This window comes from Pseudonocardia endophytica (assembly GCF_004339565.1).
In the GTDB taxonomy this organism is placed as follows: domain Bacteria; phylum Actinomycetota; class Actinomycetes; order Mycobacteriales; family Pseudonocardiaceae; genus Pseudonocardia; species Pseudonocardia endophytica.
In genome coordinates, this window is the sequence record NZ_SMFZ01000001.1 from 3706702 (window position 1) to 3723452 (window position 16751).

General features: G+C 69.5%; 16 protein-coding genes. 10 read left to right on the top strand and 6 right to left on the bottom strand.

Going from position 1 to position 16751, the window contains the following annotated elements; genetic code table 11:
* Window positions 1-4: 4 nt before the first annotated feature.
* A complete protein-coding gene (locus EV378_RS17195) occupies window positions 5-1207 on the bottom strand; it encodes a PucR family transcriptional regulator (RefSeq protein WP_132426573.1) in 1203 nt (400 codons plus the stop codon).
* Between the two features lie 122 nt (window positions 1208-1329).
* On the opposite strand from EV378_RS17195, the gene EV378_RS17200 reads away from it, so the two are divergent.
* The 4 genes from EV378_RS17200 to EV378_RS17210 are packed head-to-tail and all read left to right on the top strand — an operon-like array spanning window position 1330 to window position 6594.
* Window positions 1330-2823, top strand: a complete 1494-nt coding sequence (locus EV378_RS17200; RefSeq protein ID WP_132426576.1) for a long-chain-fatty-acid--CoA ligase — start codon at window positions 1330-1332, stop codon at window positions 2821-2823.
* Window positions 2823-4532 (top strand): PHA/PHB synthase family protein, encoded by a 1710-nt coding sequence (locus tag EV378_RS35900; protein ID WP_207908694.1) that lies wholly within the window; start codon window positions 2823-2825, stop codon window positions 4530-4532. The genes EV378_RS17200 and EV378_RS35900 overlap by 1 nt, the downstream gene beginning before the upstream one ends.
* A complete protein-coding gene (locus EV378_RS35905) occupies window positions 4529-5374 on the top strand; it encodes an alpha/beta fold hydrolase (RefSeq protein ID WP_243653511.1) in 846 nt (281 codons plus the stop codon). The genes EV378_RS35900 and EV378_RS35905 overlap by 4 nt, the downstream gene beginning before the upstream one ends.
* A complete protein-coding gene (locus EV378_RS17210) occupies window positions 5371-6594 on the top strand; it encodes an acyl-CoA dehydrogenase family protein (protein ID WP_132426579.1) in 1224 nt (407 codons plus the stop codon). Before EV378_RS35905 ends, EV378_RS17210 begins: the two co-directional genes overlap by 4 nt.
* A 229-nt stretch (window positions 6595-6823) precedes the next feature.
* Here the strand turns inward: EV378_RS17210 and catA are convergent, their stop codons facing one another.
* From catA to EV378_RS17230, 4 genes are all read right to left on the bottom strand, one after another.
* Window positions 6824-7678 (bottom strand): catechol 1,2-dioxygenase, encoded by an 855-nt coding sequence (catA, locus tag EV378_RS17215; protein ID WP_132426582.1) that lies wholly within the window; start codon window positions 7676-7678, stop codon window positions 6824-6826.
* A 15-nt stretch (window positions 7679-7693) separates the two neighbouring features.
* Window positions 7694-9205 carry a 4-hydroxyphenylacetate 3-hydroxylase family protein gene (locus EV378_RS17220; RefSeq protein WP_132428044.1) on the bottom strand — a complete coding sequence of 504 codons (1512 nt, stop codon included), beginning with the start codon at window positions 9203-9205 and terminating at the stop codon, window positions 7694-7696.
* Window positions 9206-9334: 129 nt separating this feature from the next.
* Window positions 9335-9880 (bottom strand): flavin reductase family protein, encoded by a 546-nt coding sequence (locus EV378_RS17225; protein WP_132426585.1) that lies wholly within the window; start codon window positions 9878-9880, stop codon window positions 9335-9337.
* Between the two features lie 497 nt (window positions 9881-10377).
* Window positions 10378-11388, bottom strand: a complete 1011-nt coding sequence (locus EV378_RS17230) for an AraC family transcriptional regulator (protein WP_132426588.1) — start codon at window positions 11386-11388, stop codon at window positions 10378-10380.
* Between the two features lie 81 nt (window positions 11389-11469).
* On the opposite strand from EV378_RS17230, the gene EV378_RS17235 reads away from it, so the two are divergent.
* Entirely contained in the window at window positions 11470-12432 is a 963-nt protein-coding gene (locus tag EV378_RS17235; protein WP_132426591.1) for a LysR substrate-binding domain-containing protein, read from the top strand.
* Here the strand turns inward: EV378_RS17235 and EV378_RS17240 are convergent.
* Window positions 12416-13030, bottom strand: a complete 615-nt coding sequence (locus EV378_RS17240; RefSeq protein ID WP_132426594.1) for a hypothetical protein — start codon at window positions 13028-13030, stop codon at window positions 12416-12418. The genes EV378_RS17235 and EV378_RS17240 overlap by 17 nt on opposite strands.
* 200 nt (window positions 13031-13230) lie before the next feature.
* Between EV378_RS17240 and EV378_RS17245 the strand changes: the two genes are divergently transcribed.
* Genes EV378_RS17245 through EV378_RS17265 form a run of 5 tightly spaced genes read left to right on the top strand, consistent with a single transcriptional unit; the run spans window position 13231 to window position 16687 of the window.
* Window positions 13231-14697, top strand: a complete 1467-nt coding sequence (locus EV378_RS17245; RefSeq protein WP_132426597.1) for a YHS domain-containing protein — start codon at window positions 13231-13233, stop codon at window positions 14695-14697.
* A gap of 13 nt (window positions 14698-14710) precedes the next feature.
* Window positions 14711-14965, top strand: a complete 255-nt coding sequence (locus EV378_RS17250; RefSeq protein ID WP_132426600.1) for a toluene-4-monooxygenase system B family protein — start codon at window positions 14711-14713, stop codon at window positions 14963-14965.
* The gene (locus tag EV378_RS17255) at window positions 14962-15321 is read left to right on the top strand and encodes a Rieske 2Fe-2S domain-containing protein (RefSeq protein WP_132426603.1); all 360 of its coding nucleotides are present in this window, start codon (window positions 14962-14964) and stop codon (window positions 15319-15321) included. Before EV378_RS17250 ends, EV378_RS17255 begins: the two co-directional genes overlap by 4 nt.
* Complete coding sequence (locus EV378_RS17260) at window positions 15318-15665, top strand: MmoB/DmpM family protein (RefSeq protein WP_132426606.1); 348 nt, start codon at window positions 15318-15320, stop codon at window positions 15663-15665. The genes EV378_RS17255 and EV378_RS17260 overlap by 4 nt, the downstream gene beginning before the upstream one ends.
* Window positions 15666-15670: 5 nt before the next feature.
* Window positions 15671-16687 (top strand): ferritin family protein, encoded by a 1017-nt coding sequence (locus EV378_RS17265; RefSeq protein WP_132426609.1) that lies wholly within the window; start codon window positions 15671-15673, stop codon window positions 16685-16687.
* The last annotated feature ends 64 nt before the right edge of the window (window positions 16688-16751 follow it).

Consider the following 16751-nt stretch of genomic DNA (forward strand, 5'->3'; position numbering starts at 1 on the left):
GTGTTCAGGCGTTGCTGTGCGGAAGCTGGTTCCAAGCCCTGATCGAAGCAACCAGCTCTGCGACGTCGGCCGGGGCACTGAGGGATCGCCCGGTGGAGGTCTCGATCCGCCGGAGGCGGTACCGGACGGTGTTGGGGTGGCAGTAGAGGGCAGCCCCCGCCTCGGGGGCGGAGCCTCCGCAGTCCACCCAGACGTCGAACGTCCGGAGGAGGGTCTCCCGGTCGTCGGCCGGGAGGGTCAGCAGGTTGCTCAGGACTTCTCGCGCGGTGTCCAGCGCGGCGTGCGGGGCCGCGGCGAGCAGGACGTTGAGCGGCCGGTCCCGGAACTGTTCGACTCCGATGGTCCCCGGGTGGCTGTCGAGCGCGAGCCGGGCGAGCCGGAGCGCCCAGCCGGCCTGGCGGAGCTCGGCGAACACCGGACTGACCCCGACCAGCCCTGTGGCATGGGTGCCGAGCGAGCCGAGCACGGATGTCGCCCGTGATCGCTTGCCGAGCGAGACCAGCCCGAGGAAGTACTCCGTCTCGAGCCGCCACACCGAGCTGACGTCGAGCACGGCGAGGGCGGGTTCGATGCGCGGCATCGGATCGTGTCCGAGCTCGGCGCGGGCGACCACGACCAGGAACGCGCCGTCGAGGGGTAACCGTAGGGCTTGGGCCACCTCCCAGAGGGTTCCCTGCGCCGACGTTCCCGCCAGGACGGCTTCGACCAGCACGGCGCGCTCGCGCTCGCGGGTCCGGGCGAGGTGGTGCGCCTCGTCCCGGTAGGCGTCGGTGGCGGCGTCGCAGTAGGCGTTCTGCAGCCCGAAGACGGTGCCGGCGAGGTCGACGAGCGCGTCGTCGGGAATATCGGCGACGGTTCGGGCGGTGGCGATCATCCGTGTCCAGGTCTCGGCGAACCCGACCCGGTAGGCGGTCAGCATCTCGACCAGCGGCGCGCCCTGGGCCGCTCGGGCGCGACCGGTGGTCCGGGGTGGGTTCAGGTCGGGCTGCCCGGTCCCGCCGACGAGTCCGGCGACGATGAACTCGACGTTGTGCGCGACTGATGCGCGCAGCTCGTCGACGGTCACGATGTCGTCGCGCTGGTAGAGCGGGATCTCGGCCCGGATCCGGGTGACGACGGCGTCCAGCAGGGCGGGCATTCGTTCCTGGACTGCCGCGACGAGCAGCTCGGTGGCTTCTCGATGGCGGATCGGCGTCGATTCGGCCATGGGAGGACGGTAGTGCTCCGACCGTTGTTCGCAGTCACACCGGACGTTGGTTCTCCGACCAACGACACCGCGGCCGTGCCGCGTCACCGTCTGTCGACGTCGATGGAGACGGAGGCAACGGGATGAACCTGGCGAAGCACCTGGTCGAGACCGCGGCGAGCCGGCCGGACGGGGCCGCACTGCTGGTGGGCGACGAGACGGTGACCTACCGCGAGTTGCTGGAGAGGGCGGCCGCCGTTGCGGACCTCCTGGTCGGGTCGGGCGTCGGCCCTGGGGACCGGGTCGGGCTGGTCTCGCCGAACGTGCCGGCGTTCCCGGCAGCGTTCTACGGGGCGCTCCTGGCGGGGTGTGCGGTCGTGCCGATGAACCCGCTGCTGACCGGTCGCGAGGTCGATTACTACCTGGCCGACTCGAGCGCTCGGGCAGTGCTGGCCGAGCAGGGGGCGGCCGGAGCGGCCCGGGAGGCCGCGTCGGCCCTGGGTGTGCCGGTCGTCGAGCTCGACGCATCCGGTGTCGTCGGAGGTGGCCCGGCCGGCGGGGCGCCGGCGCCGGCGGTGCGCGACGGCGCCGACCTGGCTGTCGTGCTCTACACGTCCGGGACGACCGGGCAGCCGAAGGGGGCGATGCTCACCCACGCGAACCTGACGTCCAACGCCCGGACGGCGGCCGAGACCCTGATCAGGGCCACGCCGGACGACACGATCATGGGGTGCCTTCCGCTGTTCCACGTGTTCGGCCTGACCTGCGGGCTGAACGCGGCGGTGTTGTCCGGGGCGTCGCTGGCCCTGCTCCCGCGGTTCGACCCGACCCGCGCGCTGCAGACCATCTCCTGGCACCGGGTGACGGTGTTCGAGGGCGTCCCGACGATGTACGCGGCGATGCTGGGCGTTGCCGACGACCACGACACGTCGAGCCTGCGGACGTGTCTGTCCGGCGGGGCGGCGATGCCGGTGGAGGTCATGCGCGGCTTCGAGGAGCGGTTCGGCTGCCAGGTCCTCGAGGGCTACGGCCTGTCCGAGACGTCCCCGGTGGTGACCTTCAACCACCCGGACGCCGAACGCAGACCCGGCTCCATCGGCACGCCGGTACGCGGCGTCGAGGTGCGGGTCGTCGACGACACCGGCGCCGACGTCGCCACCGGCGAGATCGGCGAGATCGCCGTGCGCGGGGAGTGCCTGATGGCCGGCTACCTCGGGCGTCCGGACGCCACGGCCGAGGCGATCCCGGACGGCTGGTTCCGCACCGGCGATCTCGCGCGCGCCGACGACGACGGCTATCTCGTCATCGTCGACCGCAAGAAGCAGCTGATCATCCGCGGCGGCTACAACGTCTACCCGCGAGAGGTGGAGGAGGCGCTCTACGAGCACCCTGCGGTGGTCGAGGCCGCCGTCGTCGGACTGAAGCACTCGTCGCTCGGCGAGGAGATCGGGGCGGCGGTGGCGGTCGCGCCGGGGCACGCGTTCGACCCGGACGCGATCCGCACGTTCTGCAAGGAACGGGTGGCGGCCTACAAGTACCCGCGTCACATCTGGCAGGTCGAGTCGCTGCCCAAGGGCCCGACGGGCAAGGTCCTGCACCGCGAGGTGGTCGTCCCGTCCGATGTGGTGGTCGAGTGATGGCCGGGACGGACCGGGGCGGGATCCCGGACACCGACGACGCCCCGGACGTGGCCGGCGCTCCGCTCGACCTGTTGCTGGCCGACGCGACCCGGGGTGGCTGGCGCGCGCTCGCTCCGCGAACCTCGGCGCTGCGGTTCGCCGGCGGCCTCGCCCGCCGGCCGGGTCGCCTCGTCCGCCGCGGACGCGGACTCGCCGCCGAGCTCGGCCGCATCGCGTTCGGCACGTCGACCGTGGCACCCGAACCGCGCGACCGCCGGTTCACCGACGACGCGTGGTCGGGCAACCCCTTCCTGCGCCGGACCCTGCAGGCCTACCTGGCCGCCTCGCACACCGCCGACGCGCTGGTCGGCGACGCCGAGCTGACCGAGACCGACGCGCTCCGGGTGTCCACGGTCGTCTCGAACACCGCCGACGCGCTCGCCCCGAGCAACAACCCGCTGCTCAACCCGCGCGCACTCAAGGCGGTGGTCGACTCGGGGGGCGCCAACCTGGTGCGCGGCGTCCGCAACCTGGCCCGCGACGTGGCCGCCCCGCCGCGGATACCCCGCATGGTCGAGCCCGACGCGTTCGCCGTCGGCGAGACCGTCGGCACCAGCCCGGGCACGGTCGTCGCACGCACCCCGGTGTTCGAGTTGATCAGCTACGCCCCCGTGACCGAGCAGGTCCACGAGACCCCGCTGCTGATCGTCCCCCCCACGATCAACAAGTTCTACGTCGTCGACCTCGCGCCCGGCCGCAGCCTGGTCGAGTACCTCGTCGGCCGGGGTCACCAGGTCTTCGTGATGTCCTGGCGGAACCCGGACGTCCGGCACGCGGACTGGGGCTTCGACACCTACGGCGAGGCGATCCTGACTGCGCTGCGCACCTGCCGGGAGGTGACCGGCGCGCCGCGGACCTCGGTACTCAGCATGTGTTCGGGCGGCATCCTCACCTCGATGGTGCTGGCCCACCTGGCCGCCCGCGGCGAACTCGACACCATCGCCGCCGCGGCACTGTCGGTGGCCGTGCTCGACCAGGCCGACACCGGCCAGGCCGGTGCGCTCCTGACCCCCGCCGTGGCGGAGGCGGCCGTGCGGGCGTCGGCCGCCCGCGGCTACCTCGACGGCCGGTCGCTCGCCGAGGTCTTCGCCTGGCTGCGGCCCAACGACCTGGTCTGGAACTACTGGGTCGACAGCTACCTGCTCGGCCGGTCCCCCAAGCCGTTCGACGTGCTGTTCTGGAATGCGGACACGACCCGGATGACCGCCGCGCTGCATCGCGACTTCATCGACCTCGCCCGGCGCAACGCGCTCGTCGACGGGTCGGTGACCATGCTCGGCACGCCCGTCGACCTGTCGGCGGTCACTGTCGACACCTATGTCACGGCCGGCGCCACCGACCACCTGTGTCCGTGGCAGCGGTGCTACGCCACGACCCGGCTGTTCGGCGGCAAGAGCCGGTTCGTGCTCTCCTCCGGCGGGCACATCGCCTCGATCGTCAACCCGCCGCCCGGCGCTCGCAGCCGGTACCAGGTCAGCGACCACACCCCGGCCGATCCCGACGGGTGGGCGGCCGGGGCCGAACAGGTCGACGGCTCGTGGTGGCCGGACTTCGACGCCTGGCTCACCGCGCACGCCGGGCCCGAGGTCTCTGCCCCGACCACGCCCAGCACCACCGACCACCCCGCGCTGTGCGACGCACCCGGCACCTACGTCCACGTCTCGTGACCGTGTCCCACGAGGAGACGACGTCCGTCGAACACGTGCACGGTCGCCGGATCGCGGTCACCCATCGGCCCGGCCTGCCCGGGCGGGTGCCGCTGGTGCTCTGCTCGGGTATCGGCTCGTCCCGCGACCTGTTCGACCCACTGGTGGCGGCACTCGACCCCGGGCGGCCGGTCGTGCGCTTCGACCCGCCCGGCATCGGATCATCGCCGCCGTCCCGCACTCCGTACCGGATCCCGCAGCTCGCCGGAGCCGTCGCCGAGATCGTCCGCACCCTCGGCTACGAGCGGTTCGACGCGCTCGGCATCTCCTGGGGCGGCGGACCGGCCCAGCAGCTCGCCTTCAGCCAGCCGGACCGGTGCCGCCACCTGGTCCTCGTCGCCACCGGTACCGGAATGCTGATGGTCCCGGCACGGCCACGCACGCTGGCCCGGATGGTGACCCCGCGCCGGCACCGCGATCCCGGCTACGCGAGACGGATCGCCGGCGAGCTCTACGGCGGAGCCGCCCGCGAGGACCCGGACGCCGCCATCACTGCGCTGCACCGAGCGTCCACGGCCACTCCGGTGCGTGGCTATCTCCTGCAGCTGGCCGCGATCGCCGGCTGGACGAGCCTGCCGCTCCTGCCGTGCATCCGGCAGGCCACCCTCGTGCTCGCCGGCGACGACGATCCGCTGATCCCGCTCGTCAACTCCGCGATCCTCGGCCGCCTGCTGCCCCACGCGCAGGTCCACCGCTATCCGGGCGGCCACCTGCACCTGCTCACCCATCCCCGGGAGCTCGCACCGCTCATCGACTCCTTCCTGGGCGCCGATCCCGACACGACCGAAAGGACACGGCGGTGACCACCACCAGCGCCACCCCGCAGCTCGGTGAATCCCTCGGCACCGACTTCTTCTCCGTGCGCGAGCAGTTCACCGACGAGCAATGGACCCGGTTCCGCACCGCGAGACGCTTCGTCGACCAGGAGGTGCTCCCGACCGCCCCCGGCTACTGGGAACGCGCCGAGCTGCCATGGCCTCTCATCAACCGCCTCCCCGAGCTCGGCATCGTCGGGGAGGACATCGAGGGCTACGGCTGCTCGGCCATGAGCCCCACTGCCTGCGGCCTGGTCCACATGGAGCTCCACCGTGGCGACGGCAGCCTCGGCACCTTCCTCGGCGTGCACGCCGGGCTGGGTATGCAGTCCATCGCCATGTGCGGCTCCGAGGAGCAGAAGCAGCGCTGGCTGCCGGACATGGCGGCGCTCCGCAAACTCGGGGCGTTCGCGCTCACCGAGCCCGACCACGGCTCGGACTCCATCGCTCTGGAGACCACCGCCCGCCGCGACGGCGATCACTGGGTCATCGACGGACACAAGCGCTGGATCGGCAACGGCAGCCTCGCCGACGTCGTCGTCGTGTGGGCCCGCAACACCGAGACGGGCGAGATCAACGGCTTCGTCGTGGAGAAGGGCGAGGACGGCTACCCGGCCGGCTACGAGCCGACCGTGATCGAACACAAGGGCTCGCTCCGCGCGGTCTGGCAGGCCGACATCCGCCTCGACGGCGTCCGCGTGCCCGACGACAACCGTCTCGCCAGGGCCCGCAGCTTCGCCGACACCGCTCGCGTCCTCGCCACCACCCGCGGGGCCTGTGCCTGGATGGCACTCGGGCACGCCACCGGCGCCTACGACGCCGCCCTGCGCTACGCCACCGAACGCATCCAGTTCGGGAAACCGCTGACCAGCTTCCAGATCGTCCAGCAACGTCTCGTCACGATGCTCGCCGAGCTCACCGGAATGCAGCTCTACTGCATGCAGATCGGACGCCTGGCCGACGCCGGCCGCCTGTCCCCCACCGTCGCCGGCCTGGCCAAGATGAACAACACCACCAAGGCCCGAGCACTCATCGCCGAGGCCCGCGACCTCATGGGGGGCAACGGCATCCTCCTCGACAACCACGTCATGCGGCACATGGCCGACATCGAGGCCATCCACACCTTCGAGGGGACCGAGACCATGCAGACCCTCATCGTCGGCCGCGACATCACCGGAATCAGCGCCTTCTCCGGCACAAGTCGCTGAGCAACCCTGCGGTGGAAGGCACCGAAGGAGGTACAGGACGCTCGGCCGCATTCCGGTGCCAGACGATCATTATGCGATCAATGACGTACTGGTCGCCGCAGTTCAGGACAGTGGAGACGAGGGGAACCGAACCCCTGAACCCCGCCTTGCAAGGGAAGTGGTTGCACCGCTGCGTGGGGGAGCCTCGGGGGCGTCGGGCCGGGGTCGGAGCCGGCGCCCCCGAGGGAGGTCAGCCCTGTTCGAGGACGAAGTGGTACTCGACCGAGCGTGTCCCGTCGCCGGTGTCGGACGGATCGAGGATCAGCTCGGGCTTGGTCGCCCTGGCGACGTCGCTGTCGATCCACTGGCCACCACGGAAGTACAGCTGAGTCGTGATGGTGCGGTGGCCCGGAGCGCTGACCAGCAGGTGCAGGTGCGCCGGACGCCACGGGTGCCAGCCCGCAGCCTCGATCATCTTGCCTGTGGGGCCATCGGTAGGGATCTGGTAGGGCGCCGGCTCGATGGTGTGGATCTCGAAGCATCCGTGGTCGTCGGTGACGACCACGCCGCGCAGGTTGCCGTCCGGCAGGTGCGGGGCGAACCCGGAGTAGTAGCCCTGTTCGTCGGCCTGCCAGATGTCGAGCTCAGCGCCGGGCAGAGGCGCGCCGTCGGTGCCCTCGACCCGGCCGGAGAACACGAGCGGCGTGCCCCTCTCGTCGGGCCGCTGGGGCAGGCTCGCCGGCGTGTCCAGCCGTGCCTGGCCGGGCAGGTAGTAGGGGCCGAGGATCGATCCCTTCGTACCGTCCTGAGACCGTGCGGCGACCTCCTCGACGCTGTGTTCGACGAACACATCCAGGAACAGCGGCCACTCACCGCCCTCACCGACCTCGATCAGCCACTGTTTGACGGCTTGAAACTCGTCGTAGGTGACCTCGTGGTCAAGGACTGCGCGGTTGATGCCGTCGAGGACCGCCGAGACGACAGCACTGACCCGCTCGGGGTCCGCGGTCCGCTGCCCGGCCCGATAGGTGCGTGTCGCTTGAAAGTTGGCGGTGGCGTTGCTGCCCGACCCGGAAGCGGTCGGGCTTTCTTCTGTGGTGGTCATGGAGGGGGCTCCTCGTCAACTGCGGCCGATGATCGCGTCGGCACCGGGATTGATCAGGTCCGGCACGGTCCAGCCGTTCAGGTCGTACTCGTCGAGACACTGTTCGGCGAACCCCTTCATCGCCGCGGCGGTGCCGGACTGCTCGGCCACGAGCAGGAGCTCGGCGCGCACGCCCTCGTGGTTGCCGGAGTAGTTGCGCTCGTAGAGCTCGTGCCGGCCTCCGAACTCGGAGCCGATCGAGTCCCAGATCAGCTTCATCAGCTTCACCCGATCCACGGCCTCGTACCCGTTCGACCCGCGCACGTACCTGTCCAGATACGGCCGCACCTCCGGGGACAGGAAGTCCGCCGAGTGGCTGGGGAGGTAGATCAGCGACGCGCCGAGGTCCTGCATGATGATCTCCCGCACCCGCGGGTAACCGATCGTCATGAACCAGCGGTAGGCCAGTCCGTACTCCAGGTTGGGCAGCTTGGCGCCGTCGACCCAGTCGGCGGGGCTCGCGCACATCGCGTCGGACAGCGCCCAGAACAGGTTCCGCCAGCCGATCACCTCGCCGGCGCGTGTCTGCACGCCGCGGAAGTCCTTCGTGCCGGTGACCTCAAGGCCCTTCATCAGGAGGCCGGCGATGAAGTCGAGCTTGACCGCCAGCCGGGTGACGCCGTGGAACGTGAAGCGGTGCAGGAACCCCGAGCCGGGGAAGAACGTGGAGGCCTTCTCCGGGTCCCCGTAGATGAACACGTTCTCCCAGGGGATCAGCACCTTGTCCAGGACGAAGATCGTGTCGTTCTCGTCCATCCGGGACGAGAGCGGGTAGTCGAACGGCGAGCCCATCGCGGTGGCCTGCTGGGCGTAGGACGGGCGGCAGATCAGCTTCATGCCCGGTGCGCCCATCGGCACGGTGCAGACCAGCGAGTACTCACGCTTCTTGATCGGCAGGCCGTAGTGGGCGAGGAAGTTGAAGTGGGTGATCGCCGAGCCGGTGGCGACGACCTTCGCGCCGGACACGACGACGCCGTTCTCGTTCTCCTCCTCCACGTGCATGAACACGTCGGAGACCTCGTCCGGTGGGCGGTGGCGGTCGACCGGCGGGTTGATGATCGCGTGGTTCCAGTAGAGGACCTTCTCCTGGGACTCCTCGTACCAGCGCCGCGCGTTCGCCGCGTACGGGTCGTAGAACCCGGAGTTCGCGCCCAGGGTGCCGAGGAACGCGGCCTTGTAGTCGGGGCTGCGGCCCATGAACCCATAGGTCATCCGCGCCCACTCGGCGATCGCCTCGCGGTCCTTCTTCATGTCCTCGACCGAGTGCGGGGTGCGGAAGAAGGAGTGGGTGACACCAGAGCTGCCGGTGTCGGTGGGTACGACGAGCTTGTCGCGGCGGGTCGGGTCGTGCAGCGCGTCGTAGAGGCGCGCGGTCATCCGCACGGCGTTGCGGAACGCCGGGTGGGTCGTGACGTCATCGACCTTCTCCCCGTAGAGGAAGACCTCCCGGTCGTCGCGGAGGCTCTCGACGTACTCGTCGCCGGTCATGGGCCGGGTCGTCCGGCCGTCCTGGTTGGTGGGGGTGGGTACCGAGTCCTGTTGCAGGGTCACGCGTTCTCCTTCGGGTGATGGCTCTCGCAAGTGCGAGTGGCCGGCCGCCGCAGCGGCGGGGGGCGATCAGCGCAGGAGTCCCTGCGGAATCCACGTCTGCCCTTGCGGGCTGTCGGCGGAGTCGTCCCACGGCAGCGGATCGTGGCCGTCGCCGAGGTGGTGGAACTTTCCGGCATGGAAGAGCAGCGGCCGGCCCTCGTGGATCCGAAAGGCCTCGATCTGGCCGAGGTAGAGCACGTGGTCGCCGCCGTCGTGGTGGCGCCACGGGATACACGCGATGTGGGCCAGGGCGCCGTCGAGCGCCGGTGCGCCGCTGCCACCGTCGGCTATCCAGTCCACGTCCTGGTTGGGCGAGCCTGCGAAGTGCAGAGCGAGGTCACGCTGGCCGGCTTCGAGGACGTTGACGGTGAACGGTCGCTGCTCGACGAGCCCACACACTCGGGAGCGGCGGTCGAGCGACACCAACACGAGCGGCGGATCAAGGGACACCGCAGTGAATGCGTTGACCGTGGCGCCGTGCGGTTCCACTTCATTCCCTTCGCAGGTGACAACAGTGACACCGGTCGCGAAATGACCTAAACAGCGGCGCAGTTCCCGCGGATCGATGGCCACACCGATTCACTCCTTTCGACGCTCACGCTCCGCGCTCGCACGATCGTTGCTGTTCCACTACCGACTCTCGTTCGATACCGACCGCCGGTCAAGAAACTAGTCGCGAGCAATGATGGGATTGATACCTTTTCGGACCTGATAGCGAACCGGGCCTCGTGGTCACCCAGACTCGCGTTCCTGTAGTCGGAACACTCGGCTGGCACGCCAGGCTCGCCCTCCGTTCTTGCATTCGACGCCCCGCGGGGTTCGGGGGTCGCGCAGCGCAACGGGTCAGTCCCCTCCAAGCGGGTGGACACCGTGAACGACGGTCGAGTCGATCGTCCGTCGTGACTGCCGCCGCAGGTGCCCGATCCTCGTGCGGCTATCGGATAGCCACCGCGATTTCCGGATCGGGAAGGTGATGGGGAGTACCTAGGCTTCTGCGACCCAGCAAGACCTGACAGGTCCAGAGCACACAGGGGTGCACCGTGGGTGTGACAGCCAGAGCAGTCTCGCGGTCAGGAGCGTCCGAAGCGCAACGTGGTCGAGGGCGTCTCGCCGAAGCGCCGGGAGTAGGCCTGGGCGAATCGGCCGAGGTGGCTGAAGCCCCAGCGGTAGGCGACGTCGCCGACGGCGACCTCGCGAGGACCGGCAGCCGCGAGTTCCACCCGGACCAGGTCGAGCCGAACCCCCCGCAGATACGCGAGGGGCGTCTCGCCCAGGTAGCGGCGGAAGCCGTCCTCCAGCGCGCGGATCCCGACGCCTGCCGCGGCGGCAAGTTCACCCACGGTCCACGGGTACTCCGGCGACGCGTCGATCGCCTCGACCGCAAGTTTGACGGTGCGCGGTCGCGGGGGCGGCGCCTGAATGCGCAGTTCCTCGGAGTACGAGTGGGCCTGGCCCCAGAGCAGCCCGCCGACGATCAGTCGTCGCACCTCTTGCGCGAGCAGGGGCTGGGCCGCCAGCCCGCCGGGGACGTCGAGTTCGTCGGCCAGCAGCTGCACGGCGTGCAGCCATGTCCGGCCGACCGGCGAGGTCAGATCCATCGCCAGACGGAACCTGGCCTGCGTCGCCAGGGGCCGTTCGAGACGGCGGGCCAGCTCTTGCTGCACGGTGTCGCTGTCGACCTTCAGGCACAGCTGGGTGGTCCCGGCGCTCCAGCGGTCGAGGACCGTCCGCCCGGTCGGGTTGAAGACCGCGGCGGTGCGGGTGTCGCTCACGATCTGTTCGTCCCCGCAGGTCGAACGGACGTCACCACACAACGGGATGTTCACGTGGTAGGCGGTGGCGAGCTCGCCGCAGTCTTTGGTGATGTCGGCGTCATAGGTCAACCGGCCGAGCATCAGCGGGCCGAGTCGGACGGTGCTCATCTGCAGGCCGAACGTCGGGTTCTTACCGATCGGACGCAGATCCAGGGGGTAGTACGTCGCGCTGAGCTTCGCCCGCGCGTGATCGACGTCCGACGTCGCGAACTCGTCGGGCGACACGGTTGCTCGCAAGCCCGCATCGTCGGCAGGCACGTCGCTCATGTTCCCGCGGCTCGACGCGTGTCGGCAACGTTCTGACCGGAGCGAACAGGAGGGGGCCCTCCAGGGGAAAGGAGTCCGATCATGGAATTACGCCATCTGAGGTACTTCGTCGCTGTGGCGGAAGAACTGCACTTCGGGCGCGCTGCCGAGAAGCTCCACATGGCCCAGTCACCGTTGAGCAGGCAGATCCAGGGCCTCGAGCGAGAGTTGCGTACGCCGCTGTTGCGGCGGACCACCCGCCAGGTCAGCCTGACCGCGGCCGGCGCCGAGCTGCTCGAACGCGGCCGCAAGCTCCTCGCGCACGCCGACGAGGTCGTCGAGGTCGTGCGCGATGTCGGCCGCGACGCGTCGCCGGTCCGTATCGGCTTCACCGCCTGCGCCGCGAACGCGGTGCTCGGGCAGGTCGTGCAGATCGCCCGTGATGCGATGGGAGATCTCTCGGCCGACGTACGAACGGATCTGCTCACGCCGACGCAGCTGCACGCCGTCAGCGGCGGCAGCATCGACATCGGGTTCGTGGTGATGCCGTCGACGCCGGTCCCGGAAGAGCTCGGCATTGCGAGTGTGCGGATCGAACGGCTGGCCGTGGTCCTGCCCGACGGGCATCGACTCGCCGACGTGAAGCAGGTCAACCTGATCGACCTGGCCGACGAGGAGCTCGTGATGTTCGCCCGCTCCACCGGGTCGGTCGTGCGGGCGGTCCTGGACCAGGCCTGCGCTCGGGCTGGGTTCACCCCACAGGTCGTCCACCAGGCACGTGACACGGGCACGGTGCTGGGGTTGGTTGCTGCAGGGCTGGGCTGCACGGTGCTGCCTCTGTCGGTTCGGGAGGGCGCTGCGTCGGGGGTGCTGGTGCGGCCGCTGGCCGACCCGATCGAGATCGAGATCGGGATGGTGTGGCGCCGAGAGGAGACCCGCCGCGACGTCGCGAGGGTTGTCGCGGCCCTGCGCCGCGACGTCGCGTCGGCCGGGGATGGTCAGTCGCCCCCCGCGGCGGGTGGGACACCGCGGAGGGCGGCGTCGGCGCTCAGCCGGTCGGAGTGACCGCGGGCTCGGCTCGTCCGGCCGCGGCGAACTGCGCGGCCAGCGTCCACTGCGTGGGCTTGCGCGAGGAGTCGTGCCATGAGGCGCCCCGCTCGATCCAGAACCGCAACCACGCCTGGAAGGTCCACGTCTCGTCCCCGTGGACAGGGTCGTCGTCGATCCCGAAGCCGAAGCCGCAGCACGGGCACCGGCGCCGGGACGGATCACCGAAATGGATCGCATAGGGCGGGGCGAGCGATTCGCGGTCGCCCTCGGCTTCGGGTACGCCCTCGAACGCCAGATAGGGGGGCTCGTCGAGCCGGTCGAAGCAGCACACGGGACAGGTCGTCGTGGTTCGCTCCGCGCGGCGCAGCTCGCGCAGTCGGTGCGCGGCCGGCCCCAACCGCGCCAGGACGGGATGGGTCGCTGCGGAGTCCGCACGGGTGCTGGTCCACAGCTCGGCCAAGGCGTCGACCTCGGCTGCCGGCAGCTGGTGCACCGCCGCGAGCGGAGGGAGCCGTGTCGCGGCGGCCACGGCCTCATCCGAGAGGGAGAGCGGATCAGACAAGGCGTCGCGCAGCACGACGGAGTCTGCGGAACGCGAGGAATCGTCGGTCATGGCCGTCATCTTGCTGTCGGATTTGCGGGTCGGGCAAGGAGCATTACCTAGAAGCCGCACCCGGTCGTCCACATCGGGGCAGGTCACGACAATTCCGACCAGTTCGGTCTCAGTGTGGCCGGTTCGGTCTTTCCCCCTGAACGATCCCTACTGCGATGCTGACACAAGCACCCGAACGATGACTTGAGAAAGGGGCGGCGATGCCTCAGCTGAAGCGCGAGGAATGGTTCGATCTCGGTCGGAAGCTCGACTGGACACCGGAATACGTGAGCCGCGACGAACTCTTTCCGGAGTTCGCCACCGACGGCTCCGCCCTCCCCGCCGACGCATGGGAACAGTGGGACGAGCCCTACAAGGTGTCCTTCCGCGAGTACGTCGACATCCAGCGCCAGAAGGACGAGGGACTATACGGAGTCAAGACCGCGGTGGGGCGCACCCGCTACATCGAGGGCGCGGACCCCCGGTGGCGGGCGATCATCAAGGAGCACTACGGCATCGCCTCGGTGGCCGAGTACTTCGCCGGCCTGTCCGAAGCAAAGCTGGCCCGGTTCGCGCCGTCCGCGGCGTGGCGCACGGTGGCGACCCTGGGAATGCTCGACGAGATCCGCCACGGGCAGCTGCAGCTGTTCTTCCCGCACTCCTACGTCAAGCTTGACGACCAGTTCGACTGGGCGCACAAGATGTACCACACCAACGAGTGGGGAGCGATCGCCGCGCGATCGATCTTCAGTGACCTCTTCCTGGCCGGTACGGCCGTCGACGCCGCGATCGCCGAGACGTTCGTGTTCGAGACCGCCTTTACCAACCTGCAGTTCCTCGGGATGGCCTCGGACGCGCTCAAGGCCGGTGACGTCGAGTTCTCCTCCCTGCTGCAGTCGATCCAGACCGACGAGGCGCGCCACTCCCAGCAGGGCGCGGCGGTGATCGAGGTACTGCGCAGGCACGACCCCGATCACGCCCAGTACGTGGTGGACAAGTCCGTGTGGCGAACCTGGAAGGTGTTCGCGCTTCTCACAGGGATGGGCATGGACTACTACATGCCGCTCGAGCACCGCCGCCACTCCTTCAAGGAGTTCATGGAGGACATGGTCCTCGACCAGTTCAGCAAGTACATGCTCGACACCGGGCTGGCGCTGCCGTGGTACTGGAACCAGCTCCTCGACGAGGTCGACAACTTCCACCACTCGATGCACCTCGGCTCCTGGACCTACCGGCCCACGCTCTGGTGGGACCCCGCGGCCGGCGTGTCGCCCGAGGAGCGGGGGTGGCTCGTGTCGAAGTACCCGGACTGGGAGCGCAACTGGGGCCGCAAGTGGGACGTCATCACGGCCAACGCCAAAGCCGGCCGTGAGGACCTCACCCTGCCCTCGACACTGCCGGTGACCTGCAACATGTGTCATCTGCCGATGACCGTGTGGACCGACGAGGCGGCGCCGCTGCGCATCGTCCGCAAGGGCGGGCGCAGCTACCGGTTCTGCTCCGACCCCTGCCAGTGGATCTTCGAGCAGGAGCCGGAGAAGTACGTCGGCCACGATTCGCTGATCGACCGGTTCGTCGCGGGCCAGATCCAGCCGCCCGACCTCAACGGCGCCCTCGGCTACATGGGCATCACCCCGGAGGTCGCCGGCAAGGACGCGCTCGACTACGCGTGGGCCAACCCGGCCTGAGAGGACAACGATCATGGGTAACCCGATGCCGGTCGTCGCCCACTTCCGAGGCGACTTCCTCTACAACCTGGTCCTGATCGAGGACACCGACTCCGTCGCCGACGTCGGGCGCAAGTGCGCGGAGCACTCGGTCGGCCGTCGCGTTCCCGAGCAGGATGCGCCATACCAGGTCGAGTACGCCGGCTCGCTGCTGGCCGACTCGCTGACCGCCTCCGAGGCTGGAATCGAGCCGATGGAGGAAGTGATCGTCTCCTACGCCGCCCGATGACCGCGGTGTCTCAAGGATCGTGGCAACCCGCCGGCGCGGCCGACGACGTCTGGGAGGGCGAGATGACCTTCCAGCAACTCGGCGACGGAACCTCGGTACTGCTGGTCAACACCGACGGCGCCGTGCGGGCCTTCCACGGTCTGTGTCCCCACCAGGAGAACTCTCTCGAGGACGCGGACTTCGACGGCGAGATCATCACCTGCCTCGCGCACATGTGGGAGTTCGACGCCCGCTCGGGCGCCGGCGTCAACCCGACGACCACCTGCCTACCGGAGTACCCCGTCGAGATCCGAGACGGCGAGCTCTACGTCCACACGTCCTCCGCACCCCCTGAGAAGGAGGCGGGTCCCGAATGACCGCAGAAGCAACCGACCCCACCACGTCCGGCCCGGCGGCCGCACTGGTCGGACCGATCATGCAGGTCGGCGAGATGGCCGAACTGGTGGCCGACGCGATCGCCGAGGACAACCCCGGCGTCGAGGTGCACCTCCGCGACGAGGGCTCCTACATCCACATCCACACACCAGGCCGGTGCCGTCTCACCCGCACGACCCTGACCGCGTTGGCCGGTCGTCCGATCCGGATCGGGGACGTCGAGCCGTACATGGCGTTCTTCGCCGGCCACATCATCACCACGTCCGACGAGATCATCTGGCACACGAAGCAGGCAGCGGCCAGGCCAACCAGGAAGGAGGGCTGATCGCCGTGAGCTCACCCACCAGAAAGCGGCGCAGCTGGAGCCGCTACACCGAACGCCGCGTGCCCACCGAGTACGAGTTCGTCTCCCACGACCTGCACTGGCACTACAAGCCAGGGCAGACCCCTTGGGAGATGTCCCCGGACCACGTCTGGAACCGCTGGTACACCGAGCACCGCAACGACTCACCGTTCCGGTGCTCGGACTGGAACGCCTTCCGCGACCCGGACATGCTCGTCTACCGCACCTACGTGCGCATGCAGGACGAAGCAGAGACCTACGTGGACGGGCTGATCGACGACCACGAGGACCGCAACTCCTACGCCGAACTGAGCTCACACTGGCTCGATGCGCTCGGCCGGGCCTACACCCCGTTCCGCTACGCCGGGCACGGCCTGCTCATGGCCTCGACCTACGTCATGTCCATGGCGCCGTCGAGCTACATCAGCAACGCGGTGGCCTTCCAGGGCGCCGACGAGCTCCGCCGCATCCAGCGGATCGCCTACCAGACCCGCCAGCTTCAAATCCACTATCCGGAGCGCGGATTCGGTGAGGACCGCGCCGCCTGGGAGACCGCACCGGCCCTGCAGCCGCTGCGCAAGGCGATCGAGACCCATCTCGGCATCCGTGACTGGGGCCAGTCGTGCGTGAACCTCTGCTTCGTGCTCAAGCCGGCGATCGACGCCGTGTTCAACCTCAGGGTGGCCGAGGCGGCCGCAGCGAACGGTGACGAACTCACCTCGATGCTGCACCGCAATCTGCAGCTCGACACGATCCGTAGCCGCCGGTGGTCGGTCGCGCTGGCGCGCACTGCCATCGCCGATCACCCACCGAACCGTGACCTCATCCAGAGCTGGGTCGACCAGACCCGGGAGGACATCAGCTCGGCGGTCGTGGACGCCTCTGCGTTGCTCTCCACCCCGGCCTACGACCTCGGTCCGGACGAGACCCGCACTGCAGTGGACGAGGCGATCGACGCCGGCCTCATCGGCGTCGACAACGGGCTCGACGACACCGAAGCCTGATCATCGTCCGATCGACCCGAACCGAACGGGGCCCGGCGATCGCCGGGCCCCGTTCCCGAGGGAC

What these genes read in the sequence shown, in the direction of transcription:
- EV378_RS17245 (WP_132426597.1), top strand. Translation starts at nt 13,231, where the DNA reads ATGCCTCAGCTGAAGCGCGAGGAATGGTTCGATCTCGGTCGGAAGCTC.
- EV378_RS17230 (WP_132426588.1), bottom strand. Translation starts at nt 11,388, where the DNA reads ATGAGCGACGTGCCTGCCGACGATGCGGGCTTGCGAGCAACCGTGTCG.
- EV378_RS17255 (WP_132426603.1), top strand. Translation starts at nt 14,962, where the DNA reads ATGACCGCGGTGTCTCAAGGATCGTGGCAACCCGCCGGCGCGGCCGAC.
- EV378_RS35900 (WP_207908694.1), top strand. Translation starts at nt 2,823, where the DNA reads ATGGCCGGGACGGACCGGGGCGGGATCCCGGACACCGACGACGCCCCG.
- EV378_RS17220 (WP_132428044.1), bottom strand. Translation starts at nt 9,205, where the DNA reads ATGACCGGCGACGAGTACGTCGAGAGCCTCCGCGACGACCGGGAGGTC.
- EV378_RS17250 (WP_132426600.1), top strand. Translation starts at nt 14,711, where the DNA reads ATGGGTAACCCGATGCCGGTCGTCGCCCACTTCCGAGGCGACTTCCTC.
- EV378_RS17200 (WP_132426576.1), top strand. Translation starts at nt 1,330, where the DNA reads ATGAACCTGGCGAAGCACCTGGTCGAGACCGCGGCGAGCCGGCCGGAC.
- EV378_RS17240 (WP_132426594.1), bottom strand. Translation starts at nt 13,030, where the DNA reads ATGACCGACGATTCCTCGCGTTCCGCAGACTCCGTCGTGCTGCGCGAC.
- catA (WP_132426582.1), bottom strand. Translation starts at nt 7,678, where the DNA reads ATGACCACCACAGAAGAAAGCCCGACCGCTTCCGGGTCGGGCAGCAAC.
- EV378_RS17195 (WP_132426573.1), bottom strand. Translation starts at nt 1,207, where the DNA reads ATGGCCGAATCGACGCCGATCCGCCATCGAGAAGCCACCGAGCTGCTC.
- EV378_RS17260 (WP_132426606.1), top strand. Translation starts at nt 15,318, where the DNA reads ATGACCGCAGAAGCAACCGACCCCACCACGTCCGGCCCGGCGGCCGCA.
- EV378_RS17235 (WP_132426591.1), top strand. Translation starts at nt 11,470, where the DNA reads ATGGAATTACGCCATCTGAGGTACTTCGTCGCTGTGGCGGAAGAACTG.